This is a genomic window from Halorubrum salipaludis (genome assembly GCF_002286985.1).
Lineage (GTDB): Archaea > Halobacteriota > Halobacteria > Halobacteriales > Haloferacaceae > Halorubrum > Halorubrum salipaludis.
This window is the reverse complement of sequence record NZ_NSKC01000005.1, coordinates 121,638-147,937: the sequence shown is the minus strand read 5'-3', so window position 1 is coordinate 147,937 and position 26,300 is coordinate 121,638. Positions and strand designations below refer to the sequence as shown.

Annotated in this window: 26 protein-coding genes and 1 tRNA gene; 13 read left to right on the top strand and 14 right to left on the bottom strand. The window is 70.9% G+C overall.

Annotation, left to right across the window (positions count from 1 at the left end):
- Positions 1 to 10: 10 nt before the first annotated feature.
- Both moaA and CK500_RS10535 read right to left on the bottom strand, forming a co-directional pair.
- On the bottom strand, positions 11 to 1,015 hold the full coding sequence (gene moaA, locus CK500_RS10540; protein WP_095637195.1) for a GTP 3',8-cyclase MoaA: 1,005 nt from the start codon (positions 1,013 to 1,015) through the stop codon (positions 11 to 13).
- 68 nt (positions 1,016 to 1,083) lie between these two features.
- Positions 1,084 to 1,923, bottom strand: a complete 840-nt coding sequence (locus CK500_RS10535; RefSeq protein ID WP_233139119.1) for an MBL fold metallo-hydrolase — start codon at positions 1,921 to 1,923, stop codon at positions 1,084 to 1,086.
- 175 nt (positions 1,924 to 2,098) lie between these two features.
- Between CK500_RS10535 and CK500_RS10530 the strand changes: the two genes are divergently transcribed.
- Complete coding sequence (locus tag CK500_RS10530; RefSeq protein WP_095637194.1) at positions 2,099 to 3,664, top strand: globin-coupled sensor protein; 1,566 nt, start codon at positions 2,099 to 2,101, stop codon at positions 3,662 to 3,664.
- 29 nt (positions 3,665 to 3,693) lie between these two features.
- Here the strand turns inward: CK500_RS10530 and CK500_RS10525 are convergent, their stop codons facing one another.
- Positions 3,694 to 4,119: a universal stress protein gene (locus CK500_RS10525; RefSeq protein WP_095637193.1), complete on the bottom strand. Its 426-nt coding sequence runs from the start codon at positions 4,117 to 4,119 to the stop codon at positions 3,694 to 3,696.
- Between the two features lie 168 nt (positions 4,120 to 4,287).
- Here CK500_RS10525 and CK500_RS10520 point away from each other — a divergent pair, with 168 nt between their 5' ends.
- Both CK500_RS10520 and CK500_RS10515 read left to right on the top strand, forming a co-directional pair.
- Positions 4,288 to 5,910 (top strand): tryptophan--tRNA ligase, encoded by a 1,623-nt coding sequence (locus tag CK500_RS10520; protein WP_095637192.1) that lies wholly within the window; start codon positions 4,288 to 4,290, stop codon positions 5,908 to 5,910.
- A gap of 454 nt (positions 5,911 to 6,364) precedes the next feature.
- The gene (locus CK500_RS10515) at positions 6,365 to 8,347 is read left to right on the top strand and encodes an ATP-binding protein (protein ID WP_095637191.1); all 1,983 of its coding nucleotides are present in this window, start codon (positions 6,365 to 6,367) and stop codon (positions 8,345 to 8,347) included.
- A gap of 103 nt (positions 8,348 to 8,450) precedes the next feature.
- Here the strand turns inward: CK500_RS10515 and CK500_RS10510 are convergent, their stop codons facing one another.
- Together CK500_RS10510 and CK500_RS10505 are read right to left on the bottom strand one after the other, a co-directional pair.
- The gene (locus CK500_RS10510; RefSeq protein WP_095637190.1) at positions 8,451 to 9,374 is read right to left on the bottom strand and encodes an acetamidase/formamidase family protein; all 924 of its coding nucleotides are present in this window, start codon (positions 9,372 to 9,374) and stop codon (positions 8,451 to 8,453) included.
- Positions 9,375 to 9,453: 79 nt separating this feature from the next.
- Entirely contained in the window at positions 9,454 to 9,789 is a 336-nt protein-coding gene (locus tag CK500_RS10505; RefSeq protein ID WP_095637189.1) for a hypothetical protein, read from the bottom strand.
- 231 nt (positions 9,790 to 10,020) lie between these two features.
- Between CK500_RS10505 and CK500_RS10500 the strand changes: the two genes are divergently transcribed.
- Both CK500_RS10500 and CK500_RS10495 read left to right on the top strand, forming a co-directional pair.
- Positions 10,021 to 10,260 (top strand): hypothetical protein, encoded by a 240-nt coding sequence (locus CK500_RS10500; RefSeq protein ID WP_095637188.1) that lies wholly within the window; start codon positions 10,021 to 10,023, stop codon positions 10,258 to 10,260.
- Positions 10,257 to 10,610, top strand: coding sequence for a type II toxin-antitoxin system PemK/MazF family toxin (locus CK500_RS10495; RefSeq protein WP_095637187.1), 354 nt, complete (start codon positions 10,257 to 10,259; stop codon positions 10,608 to 10,610). Before CK500_RS10500 ends, CK500_RS10495 begins: the two co-directional genes overlap by 4 nt.
- Positions 10,611 to 10,714: 104 nt before the next feature.
- On the opposite strand, the gene CK500_RS10490 is transcribed toward CK500_RS10495, so the two are convergent.
- The 5 genes from CK500_RS10490 to CK500_RS10470 form a co-directional block, all read right to left on the bottom strand.
- A complete protein-coding gene (locus CK500_RS10490) occupies positions 10,715 to 11,008 on the bottom strand; it encodes a chorismate mutase (protein ID WP_095637186.1) in 294 nt (97 codons plus the stop codon).
- 36 nt (positions 11,009 to 11,044) lie between these two features.
- A complete protein-coding gene (locus CK500_RS10485) occupies positions 11,045 to 11,938 on the bottom strand; it encodes a shikimate kinase (protein WP_095637185.1) in 894 nt (297 codons plus the stop codon).
- A gap of 103 nt (positions 11,939 to 12,041) precedes the next feature.
- Positions 12,042 to 12,635: a hypothetical protein gene (locus tag CK500_RS10480; RefSeq protein ID WP_095637184.1), complete on the bottom strand. Its 594-nt coding sequence runs from the start codon at positions 12,633 to 12,635 to the stop codon at positions 12,042 to 12,044.
- A 103-nt stretch (positions 12,636 to 12,738) separates the two neighbouring features.
- Complete coding sequence (locus CK500_RS10475) at positions 12,739 to 13,200, bottom strand: hypothetical protein (protein ID WP_095637183.1); 462 nt, start codon at positions 13,198 to 13,200, stop codon at positions 12,739 to 12,741.
- On the bottom strand, positions 13,200 to 14,564 hold the full coding sequence (locus CK500_RS10470; protein ID WP_095637182.1) for a hypothetical protein: 1,365 nt from the start codon (positions 14,562 to 14,564) through the stop codon (positions 13,200 to 13,202). The genes CK500_RS10475 and CK500_RS10470 overlap by 1 nt, the downstream gene beginning before the upstream one ends.
- Positions 14,565 to 14,681: 117 nt before the next feature.
- Here CK500_RS10470 and CK500_RS10465 point away from each other — a divergent pair, with 117 nt between their 5' ends.
- From CK500_RS10465 to CK500_RS10455, 3 genes are all read left to right on the top strand, one after another.
- A complete protein-coding gene (locus CK500_RS10465; protein ID WP_095637181.1) occupies positions 14,682 to 15,140 on the top strand; it encodes a DUF5796 family protein in 459 nt (152 codons plus the stop codon).
- Between the two features lie 118 nt (positions 15,141 to 15,258).
- A complete protein-coding gene (locus tag CK500_RS10460; protein WP_095637180.1) occupies positions 15,259 to 15,609 on the top strand; it encodes a ferredoxin in 351 nt (116 codons plus the stop codon).
- A 94-nt stretch (positions 15,610 to 15,703) separates the two neighbouring features.
- Positions 15,704 to 15,788 (top strand) — tRNA-Leu (locus CK500_RS10455).
- 605 nt (positions 15,789 to 16,393) lie between these two features.
- On the opposite strand, the gene CK500_RS10450 is transcribed toward CK500_RS10455, so the two are convergent.
- Entirely contained in the window at positions 16,394 to 17,761 is a 1,368-nt protein-coding gene (locus CK500_RS10450; protein ID WP_095637179.1) for an MFS transporter, read from the bottom strand.
- A 140-nt stretch (positions 17,762 to 17,901) separates the two neighbouring features.
- On the opposite strand from CK500_RS10450, the gene CK500_RS10445 reads away from it, so the two are divergent.
- Together CK500_RS10445 and CK500_RS10440 are read left to right on the top strand one after the other, a co-directional pair.
- Entirely contained in the window at positions 17,902 to 18,840 is a 939-nt protein-coding gene (locus CK500_RS10445; RefSeq protein WP_095637178.1) for an alpha/beta hydrolase, read from the top strand.
- Positions 18,841 to 18,918: 78 nt separating this feature from the next.
- The gene (locus CK500_RS10440) at positions 18,919 to 19,776 is read left to right on the top strand and encodes a hypothetical protein (RefSeq protein WP_095637177.1); all 858 of its coding nucleotides are present in this window, start codon (positions 18,919 to 18,921) and stop codon (positions 19,774 to 19,776) included.
- 31 nt (positions 19,777 to 19,807) lie between these two features.
- Here CK500_RS10440 and CK500_RS10435 read toward each other — a convergent pair whose 3' ends face one another.
- The 3 genes from CK500_RS10435 to CK500_RS10425 all read right to left on the bottom strand — a co-directional run bounded on the left by CK500_RS10435 (position 19,808) and on the right by CK500_RS10425 (position 22,405).
- Positions 19,808 to 20,680: an SDR family NAD(P)-dependent oxidoreductase gene (locus CK500_RS10435; protein ID WP_095637176.1), complete on the bottom strand. Its 873-nt coding sequence runs from the start codon at positions 20,678 to 20,680 to the stop codon at positions 19,808 to 19,810.
- Between the two features lie 42 nt (positions 20,681 to 20,722).
- Positions 20,723 to 21,490 carry a DICT sensory domain-containing protein gene (locus CK500_RS10430; protein ID WP_095637175.1) on the bottom strand — a complete coding sequence of 256 codons (768 nt, stop codon included), beginning with the start codon at positions 21,488 to 21,490 and terminating at the stop codon, positions 20,723 to 20,725.
- A 165-nt stretch (positions 21,491 to 21,655) separates the two neighbouring features.
- Entirely contained in the window at positions 21,656 to 22,405 is a 750-nt protein-coding gene (locus CK500_RS10425; RefSeq protein WP_095637174.1) for a competence/damage-inducible protein A, read from the bottom strand.
- 94 nt (positions 22,406 to 22,499) lie between these two features.
- On the opposite strand from CK500_RS10425, the gene CK500_RS10420 reads away from it, so the two are divergent.
- The 3 genes from CK500_RS10420 to CK500_RS10410 all read left to right on the top strand — a co-directional run bounded on the left by CK500_RS10420 (position 22,500) and on the right by CK500_RS10410 (position 26,278).
- Positions 22,500 to 24,986: a penicillin acylase family protein gene (locus CK500_RS10420; RefSeq protein WP_095637173.1), complete on the top strand. Its 2,487-nt coding sequence runs from the start codon at positions 22,500 to 22,502 to the stop codon at positions 24,984 to 24,986.
- A complete protein-coding gene (locus CK500_RS10415) occupies positions 24,983 to 25,318 on the top strand; it encodes a hypothetical protein (RefSeq protein WP_095637172.1) in 336 nt (111 codons plus the stop codon). The genes CK500_RS10420 and CK500_RS10415 overlap by 4 nt, the downstream gene beginning before the upstream one ends.
- A gap of 108 nt (positions 25,319 to 25,426) precedes the next feature.
- On the top strand, positions 25,427 to 26,278 hold the full coding sequence (locus CK500_RS10410) for a DUF7260 family protein (protein ID WP_095637171.1): 852 nt from the start codon (positions 25,427 to 25,429) through the stop codon (positions 26,276 to 26,278).
- The last annotated feature ends 22 nt before the right edge of the window (positions 26,279 to 26,300 follow it).

The following is a 26,300-nucleotide window of genomic DNA, read 5'->3' as shown; positions in this document are numbered from 1 at the left end:
TAGGCCCGCCTCAGTCCGCCACGCTCGGCGTCCCGAGGTACTCCTCGTTGATCTCGTACTCGCCGTCGTCGTTCTCGACCAGGTACTCGCCGTAGTACGGGACCCGATTGGCGACCACTTCCTCGAACGTCTCCGCGATTTCGTCACGGGTCATCTCGCCCATCGACCGGAGGTCGTCGTTGCGGTTGAGACACCCTTTTAAGTACCCCTCGTGGGTGACGCGGACGCGCCCGCAGTTCGCACAGAAGTCCTCGTTCTCGACGGGGTCGACGATCTCGACCATGCCGCCGGTGTCGTCGTCGCTGTCCTCGCCGACGAAGTAGCGCTTGCGGTCGTGCATCTCGCGGCGCTCGACGCGGTCGGCCTGCTCCGCGAGCCAGTCGTGGACGCGCTGGATGTCGATGTTCCACTCCGGCTTCCCGGTGAGCTCTGGCATGTACTGGATGAGCTGGAGCTGGAGCCCCTCGTTGTCGGCGACGTGCTCGACCATCTCCTCGACGTAGCCCGCGGTGTGCGTGAACACGACCATGTTGAGCTTGACGGGGTCGAGCCCGGCGTCGACGGCGGCTTTGACGCCCTCTAACACCTTCTCGTAGGCGCCCGACTTGGTGACCTCCGCGAAGTCGTCAGGGTCGAGCGCGTCCTGCGAGACGTTCACGCGGTCGAGGCCGGCCGCCTTCAGGTCCGCGGCGCGGCCGGGGAGGAAGGTGCCGTTGGTCGTCAGCGACACCTCCATCGAGTCGGGCGTGCGCTCGACGATCTCCTCGAGGTCCTGCCGGAGCATCGGCTCGCCGCCCGTGAACTTCACCGAGTCGACGCCGTACCCCTCGACGACCTCCAGGAAGCGGACCACGTCGTCGGCGGTCATCTCGTCGTCGCTCGGCTCCATCGGCCCCCGCGTGTCGCCTAACCCCTCGTTGTGACAGTAGACGCAGTCGAAGTTACACCGGTCGGTGAGCGAGATCCGAACCCCCGTCACCTCCCGTCCGAAGTCGTCCGCGAGTGGGCCGGTCATGTCCGAACGGAACCGCCGCGTTCGCTTAAATAACCGGGTGGATCGTGGGTCAGTGTAACGTGGTACGGTTACGTTTCGTCTCTCGCGTTCGCGTGGTCCGTATCGGCGGTCGATCTCTCGCCCGTGGGCTCGGACCGTTCGGCGATCGCGATCCGGAGCCCGTCGCTGGCGACCTCGACGTCCCCGTCGAAGCCGGCGTCCCGGACGCTTCGCGCCATCTCGTGCTCGCGACCTCCCGTGTGCGGATACAGGTGCGAGAGCAGTAGCGTGTCGACGTCGACGCCGGCGAGCGACTCGCCGAGCTCCGTGGGGTTCGGGTGGTTCGACACGTCGGTCCCGTCCGGGAACGAGCAGTCGTGGACCAACAGATCGCTCCCGTCCGCGAACGACGCCATGCCCGCGAACGCCTCCGTGTCCCCCGAGAGCGTGAGCGGTCCGTCCGCCGGGTCGACGTCGGCGCTCGGCGGCGAGAACCGATAGGCGAACCCCGCCATCGAGTGGCGCGTCTCGCGGGCGGTCACGTCGAACCCGGCCGCCGCGAAGGGGCGCGACGCCGACACCTCGCGGACCGCCAGGTCGATCCGTCCGTCGAGGTACTCGTGGACGTCGAGGAGTCCGTCGAGGAGCGACTTGGTCCCCGCGGGGCCGACGACTTCCAAGTGCTCCTCGCCGGCGAGCCACCGGGCCTTTATCAGCGGGAGCAGCGCCGCGACGTGATCGAGGTGGTGGTGGGTTAAGAGGACGGTCGAGACCCCCTCGTAGCCGGTGTCGGTGCCCGCGAGTCGCTGGAGGACGCCGCTGCCGCAGTCGACGAGGAGGGAGCGGTCGCCGTCGTCGAGGAGGTAGCCGGCCTGCGCGCGGTCCGGGACCGGCATGGCGCTGCCGGACCCGAGGACGGTGAGTTCCATGCTCGTGTGTCCGTGCTCCCAGTCACCTAACTCGGTCGGACCTAGGCCCCGTTCGTCCGTGCCCGAGCTGTCGGTGGCGCGTCCTGATCGGGGCCGGGGCGGCGCAGTACCGGAAAAATGTTCGACCTGATAATCGGGAGAGAGGACTCATAAACCGGATCCGGATACCTCTGATATGAGCAGCCAAGGGACTCATCGAGACCGCGAGCGCGGCGTCGACGACGACATCCGAGCGACGGTCGACGGCGACGAGCTGTTGGACAACCTCGGGATCGACGACGCCGAGATCGAACGCCGGAAACGGTACACCCGGTTCGACGAACGGGACGCCGCGCGGCTCTCCGCGATCGCGGACGACGTCGACCCGGTCACGGACGACATCGTCGACGACTTCTACGATCACATCGACTCCGATCCGGAGGTCCGGGCGGTGCTCGACCGGTCCTCCCTCCCGATGCCGGCGCTCGTCGCCGGCCAGCAGCGGTATCTCACCGACCTGGTCGGCGGCGACTACGGCCGGGAGTACTTCGCCGACCGGGCGCGCGTTGGCCGGCTCCACGACCTGCTCGGCCTCGGCCCCGACGCGTACCTCGGGCAGTACGCGGTGTACTACGAGGGAATTTTCGACGTGTTGGCGGAACGGGCGCTCGACCAGAACGGTGACGGAGACGGGTTCGGATCGCCGGCAGCGGGCGGACCGATCGACGGGGGCGCTGCGACCGCCGAGCGCTCCGCGACCGCCGACGCTGCGGAGGCGGTCGAGCAGTTCCGCGCCGAGGCGCTGTCGGTGCTCAAGGCGTTCCTCCTCGACCAACAGCTCGCGATCGACACCTACGTCGACTCGTACGCCGCGGAGGCGGAACGCGAGGCCCGCCGCCAGCGGGAGCTCTCGCGTCGAGTCGCCGAGCGGATCGGCGATCCGGCGGCGGCCCTCCGCGAGACCACGGCGGCGGTCGCCGAGGAGAGCGACCGGATCGACGACCTCGCCGGGCGGCAGTCCGAGCGGATGGACGACCTCTCCCGGGAGGCCAACGAGATGACCGCGACCGTCGAGGAGGTCGCCGCCACCGCCGACGAGGTGGCCGCGACGAGCGACGACGCCGCGGATCTGGCGGCCGGGGGCGTCGAGGTCGCGGACGACGCCGCGGAGACGATGGCGGAGATCCGAGAGGCCACCGAGGCCGTCCGCGAGGAGATGGCCGACCTCCAGGAGCGCGTCGACGAGATCAGGGGCGTCGCCGACGTGATCGGCGACGTGGCCGAACAGACGAACCTACTCGCGTTGAACGCCTCTATCGAGGCCGCCCGCGCCGGGGAGGCCGGCTCCGGCTTCGCGGTCGTCGCCGACGAGGTGAAGTCGCTCGCCCAGGACGCCAGCGACCACGCCGCAGACATCGAGGACACGGTCGAGGAGGTGGCCGACAGCGGGGAGTCGACGCTCGACGAGCTCGAGCGGGTCGCCGACCGCGTCACGGCGGGCACGGGACAGGTCGACGAGGCCGTCGAGCGGTTGGCGGCGATCGAGAGCGCGGTGGCGGACGCCTCAGACGGGGTCGCGGAGGTGTCCGACGCGATGGACTCGCAGGCGACCTCCGTCGAGGAGGTGGCCGCCATGGTCGACGAGTCGGCGGACTCGGCGGAGACGGTCGCCGAGAGCGCGAGCGAGATCGCCGCCGCGACCGACCGGCAGCGCGAGCGCGTCGACGAGATCGCCGACTCCGCGGCGGATCTCGCGGAGTAGATCGGGCGAGGGCGCCGGCGCGGGCCCCGCTACTTGATCAGGAACACCGGGACGTTCGCGTCGTCGGCCACGCGGTCGGAGACGCTGCCGAGCGACCGGATCCGCTCGCGCGGCGACTTCCCCTCCGGGCTCATCACGATCACGTCGATCCCGTGCTCGTCGGCGTAGTCGACGATCTCCGTGTCCGGCGTCCCCGACACGACGCGGGTCTCGACGTCGACGCCGGCCTCCTCGGCGCGGTCGGCGACCGCGGCGACCGCCGCCTCGCCCTGCGACTCGAGGTCGGCGACGACCTCGTCGTGCAGTTCGCCCGAGCTCGCGGTGGCGATGCGCCGGTCGACGACGTACAGCGCGTGGATCGTCGCGTCGTGGTCGGTCGCCAGCCGGACCGCGTGATCGAGCGCGCGGTCGACCGCCTCGCTCCCGTCGGTCGGCACCAGCAGGTCGTCGTACATAGGTCCCCGTTCGATCCGGCGGCAAATAACGGTACGCCCGCTCGGTCGCCCGCTGGGAACGCGGAGGAACGCGGGGGGACGGGCTCCCCCGCCGTCCCCCGTCCGAGGGCGTGCCAACCGCTCCCGCGCAAGCGAACGGTTTTTGCGTCGACCGACTGGAAGGGACGTATGGACGAGGACACCCCCGACGGGGAGGCGCCGACGGCGGGCGACCCCCGGGCCGACGGCGGGACCGAGCGCGCGGAACCGACCGAGGACGTCGCGCTCGACCCCTGGGGGTCGGCGTCGGTCGGCGACTACGCGGACCTCTTCGAGGAGTTCGGCATCGAGGCGTTCGACGAGGTCGCCGACGACGTGGTCGACCCCCACTACCTGATGCGCCGCGGCGTCATCTTCGGGCACCGCGAGTACGACGCCGTCGCCGAGGCGATGGCCAACGACGAGCCGTTCGCCGCGCTCTCCGGGTTCATGCCCACCGGCGACCCCCACATCGGCCACAAGCTCGTGTTCGACGAGATCATCTGGCATCAACAGCAGGGCGGCGACGCCTTCGGGCTGATCGCCGACCTGGAGGCCCACTCCGCGCGCGGGATGTCGTGGGACGAAATCGACGAGCACGCCCGCAACTACCTCCTCTCGCTCCTCGCGCTCGGCTTCGACGCCGAGGAGGGGGAGATCTACCGCCAGTCCGACAACCGCGAGGTACAGGACCTCGGCTTCGAGCTCGGCTCGAAGGCGAACTTCTCGGAGTTTGAGGCGATCTACGGCTTCGACGGCGAGACCAACATCTCGCACATGCAGAGCGTGATCACTCAGACCGCGGACATCCTCTACCCGCAGCTGGTCGACGAGCCGAAGCCCACCGTCATTCCCGTCGGGCCGGACCAGGACCCCCACGTCCGGCTCACCCGCGACCTGGCGACCCGCGTGCGCTACTTCAAGGTGACCGAGGCGTTCGCCTCCTTCGAGCTCGACGACGACGAGCGGCAGCTCGTGCGGGCCGCCTACGACGCGCTCGCGGACCCCGACGGCGACGGCGCGGTCGACGACGCCGAGACCGACGTGCGCTGCGAGGACGCCGCCGACTGGCTCGCCGACTACGAGCCGCCCGAGGCGGTCGCCGAGGCCAAGTCCGGCGCCCTCGACAAGCTCGAGGCCGGCGGGAAGGAACCGCTCCGGCCCCGCGTGCGCTTCTTCGACCGCAACGCAACCGACGAGGCGTTCGAGGCGCTGATCGAGGCGGTCGACGGCGAGAAGCGCGTATTCGAGGGCCACGTCGACGCCTTCGACCTCACCCGCGGCGAGGCCGAGTCGGTCGCCCGCGAGGTCGAGATCGACCACGACGGGTTCGGCTTCCGCCAGCCCTCCTCGATCTACCACCGCTTCATGACCGGGCTCACCGGCGGGAAGATGTCCTCGTCGGTCCCGGCGAGCCACATCTCCCTGCTCGACGACCCCGAGGACGGCTACGACAAGGTCCGGGCGGCGACGACCGGCGGCCGCGACACCGCCGAAAAGCAGCGCGAACTGGGCGGCGAGGCCGACGAGTGTCCCGTCTACGAGCTGTACGCCTACCTGCTCGCGGGCGACGACGACGAGCTGACGAAGACCGTCTACTCCGAGTGCGTCAACGGCGAGCGCCTCTGTGGCGGCTGCAAGGAGCAGGCGGCCGAGCTGATGCGCGAGTTCCTCGAAGACCACCAGGAGAAGCGCGAGGAGGCCGAGGAACTGCTCGACGAGCTCGACATCGACTTGGACTCCGACCGGCGCGGGACCGGCGGCGAGCACTAAACGGGATCGTCGATTGCGGTGGACTATTTATAAGTGGCCGTGCGGTGGCGTGCGCCGGTGAGCGCCCGGCGGGGCGCGAACCGCCCGTACGAGGGAGTCGGTCGCCGGAGCGAAGCGGAGGCGACCGACGAGGCTGGGGAGGTGTGAGGTGCGGTGCCGTGCGGGGCGGAACTCGAAGGGCCAGTCGCCGGCGCATAGCGCCGGCTTCCAGAGAATCTTCGATTCTCGCTGCTGGGGATTCGGAGTGGTGCGTGTCAGTCAGCAGTTTATAAGTGAACCGCTGTGAGCGCGCCGATAACTGCGTTGGGGAGGGCGTCGTCGGTGTTCTTGGTCCAGTCGTCGGTAGCGGTTCGTCTACTTCTCGGAGAGGTACCCGTCGGTTCGCTTCACCCGTTCCGACTCGGACCGTCGACCGAGCCGATGGTTTATGGGGTGGGCGCCACCTCTCACGAGTATGAGCGAGGAGGAGACGATCCACGTCGCGGACGTCAGCGAGGGGATCGGCGGCGACGCGACGGCGGAACCGGGCTCGCCGGTGGAGCTTCCGGTCGTCGACGTGCTCACCGGCCGATCCTTCATAACGGGAAAAAGCGGGTCCGGGAAGAGCAACACCGCGAGCGTCGTGATCGAGAATCTCCTCGATAACGGGTTTCCGGTGCTCATCGTCGACACGGACGGAGAGTATTACGGCTTAAAAGAAGAGTACGAGATTCTCCACGCCGGCGCCGACGACGAGTGCGACATCGTCGTCTCGCCGGAACACGCTGAGAAGATCGCGACCCTCGCCTTGGAGCAGAACGTCCCGATCATCCTCGACGTCTCGGGCTACCTCGAAGAAGAGACGGCCAACGAGCTCCTCTTAGAGGTCGTCAAACAGCTGTTCGCCAAGGAGAAGCGCCTCAAGAAGCCCTTCCTGCTCGTCGTCGAGGAGTGCCACGAGTACATCCCCGAGGGCGGCGGGATGGACGAGACGGGCAAGATGCTGATCAAGGTCGGAAAGCGCGGCCGGAAACACGGCCTCGGCATCGTCGGGATCAGCCAGCGCCCGGCCGACGTGAAGAAGGACTTCATCACCCAGTGCGACTGGCTCTGCTGGCACCGGCTCACCTGGGACAACGACACGAAGGTCGTGGGCCGGATCCTCGGCTCGAAGTACGCGAGCGCGGTGGAGGATCTGGGCGACGGTGAGGCCTTCCTGATGACCGACTGGGACGAGTCGATCCGCCGGATCCAGTTCCACCGCAAGGAGACGTTCGACGCGGGGGCGACCCCCGGGCTCGACGACTTCGAGCGCCCCGAGCTGAAGTCGGTCTCCAGCGACCTCGTGGGGGAGCTTCAGTCGATCTCCGACGAGAAGGAGCGCCGCGAGTCCGAGATCGCCGACCTCCGCCAGGAGCTCGACAAGAAGGACCGGCGCATCCAGGAGCTCGAACGCGAGTTAGAGGAGGCGCGCGACCTGAGCAACATGGCCGACCAGTTCGCGCAGGCGCTCCTCGGGAAGGCCGAGGCGCCGTACCGCGGCGGCGGGGGGACCGCGCCCGGCGGCGGCTATCCCGGAAGCGACGAGGACGAGGACGGCGGCCAGTCCGTCCTCAAGTCGTACGACGAGGCGGTCGCCGCGACCGAGGGCGACGGCGGGACCGCGGACGGCGAGGCCGCGGACGGCGGGAACCCGGCGGCCGACGGGAACCCGGCAGCCGACCTCGACGTCGCCGACGCGGAGAGCGACGCTGCGACCGGCACCGCCGAGGACACCCGCGCCGACACGTCGGACGTCGATTCCGGAACCGGCGACGCTCCCGCCGCCGACGTCGACGACGTCGACCCGGTCACGCGCGCCGACGTGGCCGAGAGCGCGCTCCGGTTCGACGACGCGGTCGAGCTCGGCACCCGCGAGGCGGTCATCGAGGAGCTCCGGAGCCGGATCGAGACGCTCCCGGATCTCTCGCAGGGGATGCTGCGACACTACCGCCGAGAGGGCGTCAGCGACCCCGTCGCCGCCCACATCGACGCCGGCGGCGACGGCGACTCCGGGCACGCGTACAGCCGACACCGACCGATCCGGCGTGCGGGGCTCATCCGCCACGCGGGCCGGGGGCACTACGCCTACGCCGTCCCCGACCTGATCCGCGAGGCGTACGCCGACCGGCTCGACGAGGAGAGCGTCCGCGAGGTCGTCCGCGCGGTCGAGACCGCCTTCGTCCCCCCGGCCGAGCGGAGCTATCCCCCGGACGCCGACCCGGAAGACGTCGCCGGCGGCGGCTCGGCGGGGATCGAGCTCGGCGATGCGGACACTCCGACAGACGGAGACGAGGCGGAACACGAGGACAGCGAGGACCGGGAAGAGGCGGACACCGAGGAGACCGGGGACGACGCCGGCGGCCTGAGCGACGCCGCCCGGCGGCTCGCCGATCGCGGGCGCACCGCCGAGGAGTGACCGGTCGATGCGGACGCGAGATCGGTCGATTCGGACGCGAGATCGGTCGATTCGGACGCGAGATCGGTCGATGCGGACGTGACCGGGCGGTCCCGGCCGCCGGTCAGAACGGAACCGAGAGGTGCTCGCTCGGGACCGCATTGCGCACGGTGACTTGCGGGTCGACCACCTGACTGATCTCGAGGCCGCCGACGAGGCTGGAGAACAGGTACGCCTCGGTCCGAGAGAACCCGTGTTCGTGCGCCAGCAGCCGCACCGCGTCGCGGTTCGCGAGCTCGGCGGCCTCCTCCATCGTCGGCGCGCTCGCGATCGTCTTGACCGCGTCGCCGGTGTCGACGAGGGGGCGACGGAGCGGGATTTCGGGGGCTTCGATCACCGAGAGCGTCACGTCGATCTCGGTGCCGATCTCGGCGCCGGTTCCGCACATCTCGCCGTCGGCCATCGCGGCCTTCGAGTCGCCCATCGCGAGCATCGCGCCCTCCTGAAACACCGGGAAGTACGCCGTCGTCCCCGCCGTCATGTCGGTCGTGTCGAGGTTGCCGCCGTGGTCGTCCGGCGTGAGCGTCGACACGGTCTCCTCGGCGGTCGCGACCCCGATCGTGCCGATCACCGGCTCGATCGGCACGTCGATCCCCTCGAAGTCGATCCCACCGCTCGATCCGTCGCTCTCGGCGTCCACCTCCGTGATCCGCGTCGCCGGGTGGTCGATGTCGGGGTCGTCCTGCAGGAGTCCGAATCCGGGGGCGGTGAGGACGCGCCCGACGTCCTCAGTGACGCGCACGTCCTCGATCTCGACCGCGAGCACGTCGCCCGGGCTGGCCCCCGCGACCGCGATCGGCCCGGTGGCGGCGTTCACCTCCTCCGGGATCGCGTCGAGAAGATCGTCGTCCGTCTGGATCGCGCCGTTCAGGCTGTCGACCGTCTCGATCGTGAGCGACTCGCCGTCGGCCGCCTCGTAGACGGGGTCCATCGCCGGCGCGAACTCGTAGACGTGGCCGTCGCGGTGTGAGATCCTGTCACGTGACATCGCGTCTCGATCCGGGGCGGGCGGACAAAAACCCCGGCGTCGACGGCGGGTTCGCGGCCAGAGAAACGAGATCGATACGTCACCGAAGGTCGGGGAGGTATCCGGCGAGCCGCGATCGGAGCGTGGTCCGCCCCCGGTCGTCGTCGCCGTCGTCCGCGAGCCGCTCGTTCTTCTCCGCCAGCAGTTCCTCGTACTGTTCGGTGACGTACCGGAGCTGTTCCTCTTTGCGTTCAAGCTCGGCTTCGAGCCGTTCGACGTCGCGGTCGTCGTCGGCGACCGCTCGCTCCGCGTCGCGGGGGCCCTCGGTGCGGTCGTCGCCGCGGGCCTCGGCGCCTGCCGCCGCGGAGCCGCCGCTGTCGGACCACCGCAACGCCGGTCGCTCCGTCGCGCTCTCGGCTGGAGGGTCGGAGGCCATTGTCCGTGGTAAATAATAGCACAGTCAGGAAGATAAAAGTCAGTCAGACGAACGGCGTGCGCTCGGCGCGAGGCGCCTCAGCAACGCCGGGCGGGGGCGAGAGTGTAGCGTCCTCCCGACTCTTCCGCCGCCCTTGCTCAGGTCGCCGAAATCTATGGAACATTGACGGAAAAGCATCTCCGTGGGTAATAGTGGGTAATACTTATCCAGGAGTGGATTGTAGTGGGTAACATGACGAAGGTGGATGCCCGCGACCTGCGAACCAACGAGACTGACGACCGAGGTCGTATCTATCTCGGAACAGAATACGCGAACAAACGCGTGACCGTCGCCGTCGTCGAAGTCGAGTCTGCCGGACCTGACGAGGACGAATTAGCCGCCGCGTACCGCGAGGCTTCCGAGAGCGCCGACCATCTCGCGGAGGAGTGGAAGGGAGCATCCGACGAGGCGTGGAGCGGACTCGATGAATGACCGATGATACCGAGGTTCGGCGTGGCGATGTCGTAATCGTCCGTCTCGACCCTGCCGAGGGCCGTGAGATGAAGAAGACCCGGCCTGCGGTGATTGTGCAAAACGATATCGGAAATCGAAACTCCAGTACAACCATCGTTGCTCCCGCGACAGGCACGCATCGGGGATACCCCTTCGAGGTGCTGGTCGAAGCGGATGGCTCACCGTTCGAGAAGGACTCATCAGTTCGTCTCGACCAGATTCGCGTCGTCTCTATCGAAAAGCGGATTCACTCGGTTGTCGGAAGTCTGAGCGAGCCGATCATGGCCGAGGTCGACGAAGCACTGAAACTGAGTCTCGGGCTAGATTGAGTCAGCCCATCTTCCGACTACCCCGACCGAACACGGCGAACTCCCTAGACCGGTTTTCGAATCACTAATCAGGTGATGAAGCGTCTAAAACTATCCTGAGACGACTATCGACTCTCCCGCTGCTCGACCTTGTTCAACTCGATCAGCAGCCGGAAGATCGCTTTCACGAGGTTGGCGTCGACGTCGAACCGCTCGGCGTTCTCGCCGGCCCGTTCCATCACGCGCTCCTCCTGTCCCTCGTCGGTCGTCGGGAGGTCGCGCTCGTCTTTCACGGCCGCGACCGTGTCGGCGACGTAGGTCCGGCGGGCGATCAGTTCCACGATCTCGCGGTCGATGTCCTCGATCTCGTGTCGCAGTTCGTCGAGGCTTCGGTCCTCGGAGTTCGGTGTGTCACTCATTGTGGGTGTGTCTGTTGTGTGGTGTCTCGCGGACGCTCACTCGACGGCCGCGCCGTCGTTCCTGGTGGTCGTTCGTCGCAGCGTGCCGGGGCGGTCGCCCCACGCGTCGGCGACCCGATCGAGGTCGGTCTCGGGGTCGTCTGGGTTCGCGACGGCGACGACGCTCGGCCCGGTCCCCGACAGCGACACCCCGGTGGCGTGGGGCATCGCCTCGACCGCGGGGTCGGCGTCGAAGCCGAGCGCGGCGGAGAAGGCGAGCCCGTTGACGGTCATCGCCTCGGCGTACCGCCCGTCCAGCGCGAGGTCGGCGACGAGGTCGGCCATCGGCGCGACGGCCTCGCAGCGCGCCACGTCCGCGTCCGCGCTGTAGGCGCGCTCGGGCGGGGTCCACACGAGCACGTCCCAGTCGACGGCCTCGCGCGACCGCAGCTCGTCGGCGCCGTTGTCGGTGACGGTGACGCCGCCGAGCATCGAGGCGGTCGCGTCGTCGAACGCGCCCGTGACCGTGACGCCCGCCTCGCGGGCCGCGCGGACGCCGAGCCGGCAGGCGTCGAGGCGGGTCACGTCGACCGCGGGGTCGTCCGCGTCGTCCCCGACCGCGAGCCCGAGCGCGTCGCAGGTCGCGAGCACGGTCGCGTTGGCGGCCGCGCTGGAGCTCTTGAGGCCGGCCGCGAGGGGCACGTCGCTGTCGGTCCGGACGGCGCCGCCCTCGCCGTCACCCCAGCGCTCGGTCGCGAGCGCGACGCAGCGCTCGATCAGGGCGGTGTCCGCGTCGGGGGCCTCGGCGATCTCCCCGCGCACGTCGTCGGCGCCGGGGTCGAGCGTCACCGTCGCGCGCGTCTCGACGTCGATGCCGAAGGCCGCGCCGGTGCCCGTCGCGAGCGCGTTCAACACGGTGCCGGCGCCGAGCGCCGCTGCCCGTCCCTCCATGCACTCACGGCTCGCGAGCGCGGACAAAGAGGTAGCGATCACGGCGAGTCTCTCGGGGCGGTCGGGGGAGGGAGCGGCGCGGCCCGCCGAAGCGCCCGCGCCCTCAGACCGGCTCGGCGCGCCGGACCGCGGCGTCGACCTCGTACCAGTCCGGGTCGGGCCGAGCGCGGGTGTCCCGGCTCCGGAAGTCGATCTCGACGGTGAACCGCCGCGGGTCGTCTCCCCCGTCGAACCGGTCGTCCGCAGAGTACTCCACGCGCTGGGACGCGTATCCGACCGCCTCGCGCTCGATCGAGTTCGGGCGGGTCGCGTACGCGTCGACGCGGAAGTAGACGGTCCCGTACGTGAACCGCCCGGCGTTCTCGACGGTGAGCCGCGCCTCGACCGTCGTCTCGTAGCCGCCGTCGGTCACGTCGAGCACGTCGACGTTCGTGACCACGAGGCCGGAGCCGTCGGGGCCGACCTCCTCGGGGGTTTCGGCGCCGTCCGCCTCGTCGTCGTCGTCCGCCCCGTCCGACTCCTCGCCGTCCGTCTGCTCAGCCCCGGACTCCTCTCCCTCGGAGAGCGATTCGCGGTCGGTGTCGCCTGTCCCGTCGTCGGCGCCGCCGGCCTCCCCGCTCGACTCCACGAGACAGCCGGCGAGCAGGCCGGGGACCGCGGCGGCCAGCAGGCGTCGACGGCGGAGCGAGGGCGTCATGCGTCCACCCACGTCGGCGAGCGCCCTAAAGGTGGTCGTCGGAGCCGATCGACGTGCGCCCCTCGGTCGCAACGGCATTCGGGAGTCGAGCGCGGCCGCATCGTTATCCCGTCACCGACCCGAGGGCGCCGGTCACCGCGCCGACGACGGCGGCGACGACCGCGGTCGTGAGAATCGATCCGAACGCGTCCGCGATCCCGTGGGCCTGCGTCGCCGCCTCGCCCTGCGACGCGACGACGAGGACGACGACGACCAGCCCGTACGTCAGCGCGCCGAGTCCGCCGCCGAGCCCGCAGGTCACGGTCGCCTCCCGCGCGTCGTACGCCCGCGACCCGACGAGGACGCCGAGCACGCCGGCGAGCAGCGGCGCGAAGGCCAGCGCGGCGGCTGTGACGGCGAGGTACGACTGCGCGACGAACACCGGGCCGAACCGCGCGGTCTCGCCGGTGGCCGCCGTGGCGAGCGCGGCCTCCGCCCACCCGGTGGTCGCGGCGGCGACGAGGCCGACGCCCGCGCCGACGACCGCGAACACCGCCGCCGTGAGCCCGACTCCGTTCCCGTCCATCAGACCACCGCCCACCCGTCCGCCAGCCGTCCCTGCCAGCCGGTGCGCTCCTCCCACGCGTCGCCCGAGAACCCGGTCGCGAGCACGAACTCGCCGGCCTGCACGACATAGCCGTACTGGACGCCGGCGTGCTCGTCGTACCCGTACCGCTCGCCCTCGGCCTCGTGGTGGTAGAGGCGGTGCCAGCGGGTGGGGCCCTCGTCCGTCGCCGCCTCCCCGTCGGTCTCGTCGCTCCCTCCGCCCTCCCCCGCCGTCGCGTTCCCGGAGAAGTCGGAGCCGGCCGCGGTGGCGTCGGGGTCGATCGGCGCGCGGCCCTCGGTCGACACGGCGGCGATCGCCTCGTCGAGGCGGTCACTCGCGGTCGCCGCGTCCGGGTACCGCTGGACGTACAGGGGGACGCCGTCCAGTTCGTGGGCCCACCCCTCGAACGTCTCGCTCGGACGGTTGCCGGCCTCGGGGCGCGCCGCGAACGCGACGAACAGCTCCTCGGTCCGGTCCTCGGAACGAGGTATCGGTCCGAGCCGCGCGCGCAGCTCCTCGCGGCGGGCGGCCTCGAACGCGTTCCCGTAGATCCTCGGGATCCGGTCCCGGTCGTGCTCCTCGTCGTCGTACGGCTCGTGTGCGAACGCCGAGAAGCCGCGGCTCGCGAGCCCGAGCTCCACGAACGCCTCGCCACGGACCCGCCGGCGCTCCTCGGGGTCGTCCGGGAGGGGATACAGGAGGCGGTCCAGGAGGCGGTTGTGGATCGGCTCGCGCGAGAACGCCTCGTCGACGTAGGTGGCGGTCCCGACGGCGGCGAAGTTGCTGTGCATCCGCGAGAGCTCCTCTAGGAACCGATCGACGTCGCCGCGGGGGGCGAACGTCCGAAGCTCCTCGACGTGGCGCTCGGTCCGCGAGACGATCCGAGAGCGGGGGTGAAAGTGCGGTTCCAGCGCGTCAGCGGCCGTGTCGGCGGCCGCGCGCCCGGCCTCGTCGAGGCGGTCGGCCATCTCGACGGTCACCGCGTCGTTCGCGTCGGCTTCGTCCCGAACGTCGTCGATCTCGGCGACGACCTCGCGGATCGCCGCGCGATACGTCTCGACCGCCGACGGGTACTCGGTCGCGAACCACACCGCGTCGTCGACGACGTTTCGCGTCGCCGCCGCGAGCGCCTCGTTCGCGACCGGCCCGGCGTCGTCGCCGTCGACCTGCTCGTCCGCGTTCCCGTCCCCGTCGTCTCCGCCGTCGCCGTCCCCGCCGTCCGCGTTCGGCGGGTCCTCGGAGGCCGCGTCGGGGTACTCGACGCCCTCGACGCCGAGACACCCGGAGAGCCCGGCGACCGCGGCGGCGCCGACGCCCAACAGGCCCCGTCGCGTCCGTTGCATGACATACCCTCCCGGCGGAGGGACCTTAAATGTGGCATCCCCGATTCTCGCTTCTGAATGGCCGAGCCGCGACCGCCGAGCGCGCCCCTTTTGAGGCGCGCGCACCGAACGGCGCGTATGTCAGCACCCTCACGCAGCGACGTTCCCCCCACGTCGATCGGGATCGACCTCCGCGAGGAGGGCGTGGTCGTCGAGTACCTCGACGGGCGGACCACCCTCTACCGCGGCGTCCCGGACGCCGTCGAGGGGTCGGTGACCGCCGGCCCCGGCAAGGAGACGCACGTGCTCGTCACCGATCCGACGGAGACGGAGGGCGTGATGACGTACGTCAACGACTACAACACCGACGACGAGATCCTCGAGGACTCGGGGGTCGGCCGCGTCATGGTCGAGGACGGCGAGCGCGACGAGGTGTTCCCCGGCGTCATCGTCGCGCGGGAGGGGCAGCGCAACGAGGTGATCGCCGACCCCGAGATCGCCGGCGGCCGCGTGTTCGTCTTCGTCGAGGACGGCTGGACGGAGGGGAGCTACGAGATCGTCGACGCGCCGGAGGACGGACTCGACGCGCATCGGTGAGCGGGCTCGGTGACCGGGCTCGGCGCGGAGCGCGGTGACGAAACCGATCACCGGGTGGAACCGCCCGCCGAGTGAAAACGACCGACAGACGAAAGTCCGGCGGGCGCCGATCACGGGTATGAGCGACGAGGCGGACGCCGAGAGCGAGGTGCTGCGCGCGAGCGACATCGGCGGCGAGGGCCCCCCGATCGAGGAGAAGCCCTACAAGATCGTCTTCGAGGCGAACAAGTGCTTCGGGGCGGGCAAGTGCGCCGAGGTCGGCGACAACTGGGTGATGGACGTCCAGAGCGGGATGGCGAAGCCGCGGTCGTACTACATCGGCGAGGACGAGCTGGCGGAGAACGTCCGGGCCGCCGAGGTGTGTCCCGCGAAGAAGGACCAGGGCGTCATCCACGTCGTCGACCGCCGCACCGACGAGGAGATCGCGCCGGATCCGCACGGGGACGGGACCCTGTCGGTGGACTGGTAGGGGGAGTCGGGCGGATTGCGTGGGAGCCCGCTATCCAGAGCACCGCCGCGGCATCCGAAAGGGGTTTGACCCCGCCGCCGGAATCCGAATTCGCGCGGGGGTGGCTGAGCCTGGCCAAAAGCGGCGGACTTAAGATCCGCTCCTGTAGAGGTTCGAGGGTTCGAATCCCTTCCCCCGCATTCCTGCTGCGAGCAACCCGCGAGCAGCTGGAATCGGCTTAGAAGGGATTCGAAGCAGGGAGGTCGCGCGCAGCGAAGCGAGCACGTCCGACCGTGGTTCGAATCCCTTTCTCCCTCATTGCTGTCGCGAACACTCCGTGAGCGACGGCGACGAGTACTTATAAAGAACCGTGTGGTGGCGTCGCCGGCGGCTTCGCCGCCGGCTGCAAGCGAGAGCTGTGCTCTCGCCCTGCGTGCCTCCGAGTGGCCGCCGGAGGCGGCCGCGAGGAGCACGCGCGAGGGAGTCGGCCGGCGCTTATAAGCGCCGGCCGACGAGGCTGGGGAGGTATGAGGTGCTGTGCGGTTGGGTGGGACTCAAAGGGGCAGTTGCTGCGAGCGGCGCAGGCGACGGAAGCACCGGAACGAGGGAGCGAACAACGTGAGCGACCGAGTGAGGCGCGCAACGAGCGTGCGCCGCCCGCAGCGACTGGGGCTTTGGAGGCCGTCACTCCGGAGCCGTCGATCACTTATAAACACCCGCCAGCAACACCACAATCCGACTTATAAACAACCAACCCATCGAAACGATTCACGTACTCCCGCCGTCGATCGAAACGCCCCCGATCTCAAGCGTACGCCTCGAACTCCTCGCCGAAGACGAGGAAGTAGCCGGTTCCGACGACGCCGATGACGGCGGCGACGGTGAAGGCGACCTCCGGGCTGACGAAGTCCCACAGGTAGCCGCCGATCGCGGCGCTCGGGATGACGATCGTGTTTCGCAGCAGGTAGTAGGTCCCGGTGACCCGGCCGCCGGCGCCCTGCTCCGCGGGCCCGACGATGAGCGCCTTGTGCGAGGGCAGCCCGGCGAACCGGAGCCCGGAGAACGCGAACACGAGGACGAGCGCCCACTGGATCGGGACGGTCGGCGAGAGGAGCTCGGGCCCGTAGACGAGGACGACGGGGAACGCCCCGTACACGAAGAAGCCGAGCGCGACGACCGGCTTGAGCCCGACCCGCTCGGCCAGCTTCGCCGCGGGGGCCATCGTGAGCAGCGCGACGACCATCTCGACGCCCAGCAGGTAGCCGAAGAAGGCCTGCGGGGAGAGGTCGAGGGGGTAGGAGAACCCGCCGACCGCGACCGTCGTTTCCAGCCCGACCGAGAAGATCTGCGTGACGACGAGCACGAAGAAGACGTACACCATCCCGTTCGCGAAGCGGACGAGGGTGTCGCCGATCAACAGCGGGCGGAGGGGATCGGGCATGTCGCGGAGGTCGCGTCGGATCTGGGCGACGCCCTCGAACCGCCCGCCGCCGACGGTGTCATCGCTGGCGTCGTAGAGGACGTGTTGCACGAGCGTTCCGACGACCCCGAAGACGACCGCCACCGCGAGCACGTACCGGAAGCTCACGGTGAACGCCGGGTGGAGGTCGATGAGGACCGCCGCGAGCACCGGACCGATCAGGAACGCGGTGCGGCGGAACGTCTCCGTGCTCGCGAACCCGGCCGCCAGCCGCGAGGGGTCCGTCGCCTGCTTGACCACGGCGAAGGTCGCGCCGAGGCCGAACGACTTCCACGCCTGCGCGAGCACGAGCCCGACGAAGACCCAGATCCACGGTTCGATCGTCACGCCGGCGACCGTGATCGCCCCGACGTTCGGCGCGACCAGCCAGACGGCGAAGCCGACGGTCGAGATCAGCCCGAAGGCCGTCAGCGCGTACCGCGACCCGATCCGGTCGGAGATCGCGCCGCCCGGGTACGGGTACAGCGCGGAGATGACGTTGCCGAAGGTCCCGAACAGGCCGACGACGAACCCGGACGCCCCCAGCGCAACCATGTACTCCGGGAGGAACCGGTTCGTCATCTGGAAGCCGAGGCTGAACGCGAACATCGCCAGCGACACCGCGAGCACGTCCCGTTCCAACGCGAAGAACTGTCGGAACGTCTCCAGCGGGCTGGTCTCCTCCGGGTCTGGGGTCGATTTTGTCTCGCTCATCGGGGGACTGAGAGGCGGCTGACTGCTCGTGTCTGTGCGTTCGCCCGCGGCGACAAATAGGTACCCACGATCGCTCCTCAGTGTGCACCCGTACCCGCACCGTCCCCAACGTTTACTCCCGGCTCGCCACAGGGTCGACCATGCACGCCGACGAGATCGATCCGCAGGCGAAGGCGGCGATCGAGCGCCAGGAGCGGTTCCCGCTGCCCCACAGCCGCTGGGGGCTGAAGCTCGCGCGGCTGCTCACGGGGCCGGTGACGCGGCTTCAAAACCGGAACCCGCCCCCGGTCGGTGAGACCGTGGACGGGACGGTCCCCGGCCCGGCCGGCGACCTCGACGCCCGACTGTACCTGCCCGACGCCGACGGCCCGTTCCCCACGGTGGTGTTCTTCCACGGCGGCGGGTTCGTGCTGGGGAGCGTCGACACCCACGACTGGCTCTGTCGCCACCTCACGCGGGAGAGCGGCTGCGCGGTCCTCTCCGTCGACTACCGGCTCGCGCCCGAGAACCCCTTCCCCGCGGCGGTCGCGGACGCGTACGCGGCGGTCGAGTGGGCGGCCGCCAACCCGGACGCGGTCGCGGGGACCGGTCGGGTCGCGGTCGCCGGCGACTCCGCCGGGGGCGCGCTCGCGGCCGCCGCCGCGCTCATGGCGGCCGAGCGCGGCGGCCCCGAGATCGCGTATCAGGCGCTGTTGTACCCCGCCGTCGGCGTCGAGCGCGGCCAGCCGTCAGTCGAGGAGCACGCCGGCATCGTCCTCGACGAGGCCGACTTGGAGTGGTTTCGGGAGTGCTACTACGACCACGAGATCCACGAGCGCAACCCCTACGCCGACCCGACGAACGCGGGCGACGTGTCCGGCGTCGCCCCCGCCACCGTCGTCACCGCCGGCTTCGATCCCCTCCGCGACGGCGGGCGGGCGTACGCCGAACAGCTGGTCCGGGACGGCGTCCCGACGCGCTACGAGAACTACGCGGACCAGGTGCACGGGTTCATGACGCTCCGCGAGGTGGACCGTGCGACCGAGGCCGTCGCGGACGTGGCCGACGACCTCGCGGGCGCGGTTCGGGCGGACGGATAGCGAGGGGGCGGGGAGCGAGGCGACGGCGATCGTTTGTCCTACGGGGTCGTTTATTATCGGGGCCCGTCATTCCCCCCCATGAACCGACGGTCCCTCCTCGCGGCCCTCGCGACCGGCGCGGCGACGGTCCTCGCCGGCTGCGGCCACCCCTCTGTCGTCCTCGATCTGAACGAGGCGACCGACGACGACGTCGCCGACGAGGTGTCGATGAACGCCGATCCCGACTCGGAGGAGTACGACGTCGTCGCGTCGGCGATCGAGAACGGGACGGCCACGCGTCGCGGACGGTACGAGCTGTTCGACCGCACCGACACCGTCCGGGTCGACGGCGCGTTCTACGAGGTCACGGAGACGCGGGTCGCGAGCAGCGAGGTGACGGTGTACGAGGTGCTCCTCGACCTCGATCCGGAGGACACGACGCCGGAGCTGGGCGAGATCGCGTTCGACGACCTCCCGGAGACGGACAGGAAGCGGCTCGAACGGATCGTCACCGAGGCCGACCCGCCGCTCGGGGACGGTTACGACATCGGCGTCGACTACGGGAGCGCCGAGGAGGTCGGGAACGACTCGGTGTTCGTGCCGGATCGGGAGTACGACGTGCTCGTCTACGAGGGGGAGCGGTACCGGGTCGCGGTCGAGTCGCGGACCGCCCCGGAGGCCGAGTATCGGTACGAGGCGAGCGAGGTGGCCCCCGACGTGGAGACGTTCGCGGACCGGGTCCGAGACCGGTACCTGTTCGTGCTCGCGGGGCTCTCGGACGCCGAGCGCGAGGTCGTCGAGGAGTCGATCGACGGGGCGTACTTCGAGGACGACGACGCCTTCCGCTCGGTGGTCGACCGGATCAGAGACCACGATGCAATCCGGGAGGACGACTTCGACGGGACGTGGCTGCTGGAGTACGAGGGCGCGGCGTACCTCGCGTACGTGGAGTGGTAGCTACCCGCCGACCGGTGAGTCGGTCGCCGACTCACGGCCAGTCGGGGTCGACCCCGACGCGGTCGGCGCTGACGGCCCAGAGCTGCTTTCGGGTCTCGGGGTCCCTCGCTTCGTCCGCGGGGGTCAACTCTTCCTCGCCGACGTAGCGCCCGGTCTGCTCGCCGTACTCGGACGCCGCGATCAGTCGCACGAGGCGTTCCGCGGCCGCCCGGCGCGTCGTCCCGACGCCGGGGAGGAGGCCGGCGACTCGGACCGCGAGGCGGGTCCGGAGCGCGGCGTCGCGGAACAGGTTCGTCGAGGGGACGAACCCCGGATGGAGGCAGTTCGCCGTGACCCCCGCGTCGGCTCCGATCCGGTCGGCGAGCTCGAGCGTGAACGCGACGTTCGCGAGCTTCGACCGGGCGTACGCCTCCAGAGGGTCGTAGTCGGCGGCCATCTCGAGGTCGTCGAAGTCGAGGGTCGCGCGCCGGTGGAGGTCCGAGGCGGTGACGACGACGCGGGCGGGCGCCGATGCCGCGAGCCGGTCGAACAGCTCGCGGGTGAGGAGGTACGGCGCGAGGTGGTTCACGGCGAGCGTGAGTTCGATCCCGTCGGCGGTCTCCGTCCGCGCTCCCGCGGAGAGTCCGGCGTTGTGCGCGAGCACGTCGAGCCGGTCGTACGAGTCACGGAGGTCGGCGGCGAGGTCGCGCACGGCGGATTGCGTCGCCAGATCCGCGCGGTGGAACCGGACCGTCCCGGCCGCCGCCTCGCTCTCGGCGGCGAGCGTCGCGCCGCGCTCGCGGTCCCGCCCGACGGCGGCGACGGTGGCGCCGCGCTCGGCCAGCGTCGCGGCCGCGCGGCGACCGATCCCGCTGGTCGCGCCGGTGAGGACAACCACGCGGTCGGTGAGGTCGGTGGGGGGCACGGGTCGGACGGTGGCGCGCGAGCGGGGTAGCTCTGTCGGCGCTCAGAGCGCGGTCGCGATGTGTTGCTCGATCCGGTCGACCAGCGCCGGACGGAACGTCCAGAACCCGTCCCACACGTTCGGCTCGTCCTCGAGGGCGACGAGCGCGGCGTGGCGGTCCGTCTCCGCCTCCGGCGGCGGATCGTAGACGACGAACCACGACCGCCGGTACGGGTAGGACCGGCCACGGTGGACGGTCACCGGGAGCGTCGCCGCCGGGTCCGCGTCCCCGATCCCGTAAACGTGGACGTCGACGCCGCGACTACCGACGACCCGGTACACCTCGTGGGTTCCGCGCTCGTCCTGCAGCCGGGAGAGGCGCTGGAACGACGCCCGGAGCGTCCCCCCGCCCGCCTTGGCCGCGATGCGCTCGATGACGCGGGAGACGACGATCAACAGGAGCTTCTCCTTGTTCGAGTGGGGGTAGCCGCGGAGCCGGAAGGGGACCTCGTCGAGCCCGGCGAGCACGTCCGGGAGCTCGACCTCGTCGAGGTCGATCGCGCCGGTCTTGTACAGGTCGGAGTTGATCAACAGGACCGAGTCGAGCAGCTCGTCGAGCGTGGAGCGAGCGATCACCTCGCCGTCCTCGACGAGGAGGACGAGGTCTTCGTCGGTGTCCGGGATGTCGCGCTCGCTGATCGCGACCGACTGGCCGTCGAGCAGGGAGTCGAGGAGGTTCCGAACCGGGTCGGGCTCGGTCCGGTTGACGACCACGAGCGACCGGCTCGGGGCGTCGATATCGTCGAAGAAGCCGCGCAACGAGTCCGTCATCGGGCGGCGTTCGAGGAGATACCTCGCTCCGGCGACGCCGCCGTCGCCTCCGTCTGCGCGCCCTCCGTCGCGTCGCCCGCTCCTGTAGTGGTAATGGTTGGCATGGTGGTCCTGCGAACGGTTCGCGTTACCGTAGCGTCGCCAGCAGTGATAAACCCCGCACCGTCACTCGTCGCCCCAGTCGCGATGGACCGGCGTCTCGCTGGCGTCGACGTTCGCCAGCAGCCACGCCGTCGCCTCGTCGAGCGCGCGCTCGTCGGTCGCGGTCACCTTCAGGCGGTTGTGCTCCGCCTCGCGGTCGGGGTAACAGCCGACGGCGACGTCGAAGCGCTCGCCCGCCGCCTCCAGCGCGGGGACGATGTCCGACTCGGGCTCGACGGTGTAGAGGAACCGCGACCGCCGGTCGCCCGCGAACTCGTCGGCGACGGACTCGAACATCGCCCGCAGCTCCTCGGGGATCCCCGGCATGACGTACACGCCCTCGATCACGCAGCCCGGCGCGAGCCCGGGGTCGTTCAGCAGCGGGCGGCTCCCGGTCGGGATCGCGGCCTCCGCCTCGACGTCAACGTCGACGTCGCTGTCGGGGATCCGCTCGCGGATCTCGGCCAGCCGCCGCTCGACCGCCTCGCGGGTCAGGTCGGTCGGGGCCAGATCGCGGTCGAACGCGTCGGCGACCGCCTCCATCGTCACGTCGTCGGGCGTCCCGCCGATCCCGCCCGTGACGATCACGGCGTCGAACGCGTCGGCGTACGCTCCGACGTGCTCCGCGACGACGGCGCGGTCGTCGGGCACGGAGAGAATCCGCGTCACGGCGACGCCGCGGTCGCTCAGCTCGGCGGCGAGCCAGTTGGCGTTCGTGTTCACCGTGTCGCCCGCGAGCAGTTCGTCGCCGACCGTGATCAGCGCGACCTCCATTACCGGATCGCAGGGGCGGCGCACGGATGTGCGTTTCCCGTCGGCCGCGGAATCCACCGGAATAATGATTAGGAATCGACGACTCGGTCACGAGGTGACGAACGACACCACGCGCCGGGCCGTCCTCGCCGCCGCGCTGGCCGCCGGCACCGGGGGGATCGCGGTCTCCGCCGCGTCCGACCTGCTCGACTCGTTCGCGCCGCTCTCGGGCGACGCGTGGGCGGCGGCCGACCGATCCCTCCCCGAGACCGTCGAGAGCCCGCACGGCGACGCGGACGTGCGGGTGGACGGGTACGGCGTCCCGCACGTCGCGGCCGACGACGAGCGCGCGGCGTACTTCGCCGTCGGCTACCTGCAGGCGTTCGACCGGCTCTTCGCGATGGACCTCCAGCGGCGGGTCATGCGCGGGCGGCTCTCGGAGGCGGTCGGCGCGTCGACCGTCGAGAGCGACGAGTTCCACCTCGCCATGGGGTTCGCCGAGGCCGCCGAGGCCACGTGGGACCTCGTGAGCGAGACCCCCGCCGGGCCGCCGATCGAAGCGTTCGCCGACGGCGTCAACGCCGCGATCGAGGCCGAACCGCTCCCCGTCGAGTTCGCGCTGGTCGGCCACGAGCCGCGGCCGTGGACCCCGGTCGACTCGATGCTGATGGAAAAGCAGATCTCGTGGACGCTCACCGGGGACTTCTCCGAACTTCGCCGGGCGATCGTCGCCGACCGGCTCGGCGAGGGCCGCGCGGCCGACCTGTTCCCGCGGCGCCTCGACCACGACGCGACGATCCTCGACGGCGACGAGCGGCAGCTCGGCGACGACGACGCGGAGCGGGACGCCGCTCCCCGTCAGGAGCAGGTCGCTGCCGACCCCGTCGACGCCGACCTAACGACGTGGCTCTCCGGCTTCGAGTCCCCGACCGGGGTCGGCTCGAACAGCTGGGTCGTCTCGGGCGACCACACCGCGAGCGGGACACCGATCCTCGCGTACGATCCGCACCTGTCGCTTTCGGCCCCGCCGCTGTGGTACGAACAGCACGTCGAGACCCCGGAGCGGTCCGTCCGCGGGGCGACGTTCCCGGGCGTCCCGTTCGTCATCGCGGGCGCCAACGACCGCGGGACGTGGTCGTTCACCAACGTCGGCGCCGACGTGCTCGACTGCTACCGCTACGACATCGACGAGGCGGGCGAGCGCTACCGCTACGACGGCGAGTGGCGCGAGTTCGAGACCGAGACCCGGGCGATCCCCGTCTCCGGGGGCGAGGACCGCGAGATCGAGGTCAAACGGACCGTCCACGGCCCGCTGATCGAGCGCGAGGGGCGGCAGGTCGGCGTCGCCTGGACCGGCCACACCGCGACCCGGACCACGGTCGCCATCGACGAGCTGGGGCGCAGCGAGGGGTTCGACGACGCGCTCGCGGCCGCCCGCTCGTTCGACCTGCCGACCCAGAACCTGGTGTACGCCGACGCCGACGGGCGGACGATGTACTACGCGACCGGGAAGCTCCCGATCCGCGAGATCGACGGGGAGGCGGTCGCCGGCGACCGGATCTTCGACGGCTCCGCCGGCGAGGGGGAGTGGTCGGGGTTCGAGCCGTTCGGCCGGTCCTCGTGGGACGGGTTCGTCCCCTTCGAGGAGAAGCCGCACGCGATCGATCCGGACGTGCTCTCGACCGCGAACCAGCGCGTGACCGACGACCCGCGCCACTACGTCGGCGTCGCGTACGCGACCCCCTACCGCGGCGTGCGGATCGCCGACCGCCTCGGCGACGCGGTCGAGTCCGAGGGGCCGACCGACCCGGCCTTCCACCGCGACCTCCAGCGGGACGTTCGCGACGGGCGCGCGGCCCAGCTCGTCCCCGACCTGCTCGCGGCGGTCGAGGCGGCGGGAGGCGGCGAGGCGGAATCAGACGCCGACGGCGGCGTGTCGGGCCCGGCCGTCTCGGCGGCCGAGGCCCTCGACGGCTGGGAGTACCGGATGGACCGAGAGTCCCGCGCCGCGCTCGTGTTCGCCCGGTGGCTCGACCGGTTCCGCCGGCTCGCCTTCGGGCCGGCGTTCGACGGGGTCGACCTCGACGAGACGTACCACCCGAACGACTGGGTGCTCGCGACGCTCTCCGGCGACGATCCGGTGTTCGCCGAGCGCTCGCGGGCGGAGACCATGGTCGCGGCGCTGGAGGAGGCGGCCGCCGAGATCCGCGAGGCCGGCTGGGAGACGTACGGCGACTGGAACACGACGCGGTCGGTGACTCACCCGCTGGGCGGCGAGGCGCCCTTCTTAAACTACGAGGCGCTCCCGGCCGACGGCTCCCGAGCCACGGTGATGAACTACCGAGTCGACTCCGCGGTGGGGTCGAGCTGGCGGATGGTCGTCCGCCCGGGGACCGACGCCACGGCGGTGATCCCCGGCGGAAACTCCGGCGACTACTTCTCCGAGCACTACGACGACCAGCTCCGGGCGTGGCTGGAGAACGACCAGAAGCCGATGTCTCTCGGCGAGGGGCCGAGCGCCGGCGAGGGTGGCGACAGGACCGCCGGCGACGGGGGCGACGGGACCGGCGAGACGGTCGCGTTCAGGGGTGACTCGTCGTGAGCGAGCCCGGCGCCGCGCTCGCCCGGATCCGGACGGAATCCCGGCCCCACGCCGTCGCCCTCGCGGTCGCGCTGATCGGCGGCGTCGCCCTCGCGTCGGTCCACTGGCTCGGGCTCGTCGCGGCCGGCGCGGCGGCGGCGCTCGTGGCCCCGTCGTTCCGCCGCGGCGTCGCGTACGCGCTCGCGGCGAGCGCCCTCGCGCTCGTCACCTTCACCGTCGCGCTTGGGTCCGCGGCCCCGCTCGTCGCCGGGATGCGCCCCGCCGTCTACGTCACCGCCGCGGGCGCCCTCGGGCTCCCGCTGCTCGGGTCGCTCGCGAGAGGGGTCGCCTAGCCCCAGTCGGCGGCGTCTCCGGAGCCCTATTGATCCCACTATACCGGTCCCACGCGTCCGGTACCCCTATTATAAGCGTTTACGAGCGCCACCCGCGACCGATACGGTATGGGAACGACGACCGAGCCGGCGGACCGGGACGGCGGGCTACTGGACGACGCGCGGGAGGCGCTCCGGGTCGAGCGCCGGCGCATCGCCGACGAGCGCGAGGCGTTCCGCGCCTTTCGGGGGCGCGTCGCGTCCGTCCCGTCGGAGCCGATCCGGACCGACGGCGGGGCGGGACCGGTCGCCGACGCCGGCCGAGCCGGGATCGCCGGTGAGTTCGGGGCGGTCGGAGCCGCCGCGGCCGCCGGGTCCCGCGGCTCGGGGCCGCCCGCGGGATCGGGGCTCGTCGCGGTCAGGGACGCCTACCGTGAGACGGTGATGTCCGTCCCGCACTACGAGGCCGAGTACGACGACACCTACGAGCGCAGCGTCGCCGAGGAGTTCGGCCCGGAGATCGCATACGCGCTCACCCGCGGGTCGCGGTTCCACGCCGAGTGCAAGCGGTCCCTGATCGACGCGGCCGAGACCGCGGTCGAGGAGCGCGAGCGGTTCGGCGACACCGTCGAGGCGGAGGCGGAGTCGGTCGAGCGGGCCGCCTCCCGGCTCGCCCCGATCCGGAGCGAGGTCGCGTCGACCGCGCGGACGGACTTCTCTCGGGACGGGTTCGGGACCCTCGACGCCTACCGGGCACGGACCGAGGCCCTCCTCGACGACTGCGACCGGATCGCCGCGCGCCGGCAGCGGGAGCTCGCCTCCCGCGATCGCGAGCTCGCGATCGGGGACGACCTCGACGTCCCGACGTACCTCTATCAGGACCTCTCCGCGACGTATCCCGTGCTGGCGACGGTCGGCGCCGTCGGCGACCGGCTCGACGACCTGAAGCGCCGGGTCGAACGCGCGATGGCTGAGGCGTAAGAGGCCGCCCGAGCCGGCGGTC